Consider the following 825-nt stretch of genomic DNA (forward strand, 5'->3'; position numbering starts at 1 on the left):
TTGGGTAAACAGGCCGTACCCGCCATAGTCACTTTATCAAGTTGTAAAAACTCCCCTGTCGACAGACGACCATCAGCCCGAAGGGCGCCGCCTTTGATTTGCCCCTGCGTATAAATGCTTTTATTATTGACGCTGCGAAGCCAGTTGCTGTCTGACATCATCCAACCACCACCATAGGTTTCGTTTAACCAGCCTTTATTCTTTGTCGTCATAATCCAGCCATCGTGGCTACGAATATCCCCCTGAAACTGGCCGGCATTCGCTTGGATATCGCCACTGAAATGTCCAGCCTGTGCATTCACGGTAGCCGTATTGTTCAGGTTGTTGCCTCCCATGTTAATGTCAGTATGCATTTTGTTCAGTTCCGGACGACCGGGGACCGCAAAACGGTACAATCGGTCGCTCTCCTCACGGGCAGCAGATAACTCATCTGCGCTCAATAACACGACCAGATGACCTTCACCACTGTTTATCCCAAAATCCTTTAAAGGCACGGTCCATGTGCTAATTGCGCCGGTAGCCGTCTTGCCATCCCGAATATATCCCCCCAATCCGGTAGAGATATCCATCGATACCAGGCGCAGGGCTTTATAAGGTAATGGACTCCCTTCTTGTGTCACTACTATTGCCTGCAATAGTGCCGGATCCTGGGTATTGCGCACTACAGCGGTCTGATAGCGCTGCCCTGAACTGTTGGTGTCTTTGAATCCAGATGGCAACAGCCCCGTTTTTCTCAACATATCCGGGGTGATCATCACAGGCTGGGTTGTCGTTGCTAAATTCCGTAACCTATCATAATAACGACCAATATAAGCTCTCGACGCT

The 825-nt window shown here is 49.8% G+C and carries 1 protein-coding gene; it reads right to left on the bottom strand.

The genetic code is table 11. The annotated features are described in order from the left end of the window. Positions 1-825 (bottom strand): shufflon system plasmid conjugative transfer pilus tip adhesin PilV (gene pilV, locus ACGF7G_RS22515; protein ID WP_387468514.1); only part of this gene is annotated, 825 nt, incomplete at both ends.

The sequence above is a fragment of the Photorhabdus sp. RM323S genome, from assembly GCF_042879375.1.
In the GTDB taxonomy this organism is placed as follows: domain Bacteria; phylum Pseudomonadota; class Gammaproteobacteria; order Enterobacterales; family Enterobacteriaceae; genus Photorhabdus; species Photorhabdus tasmaniensis.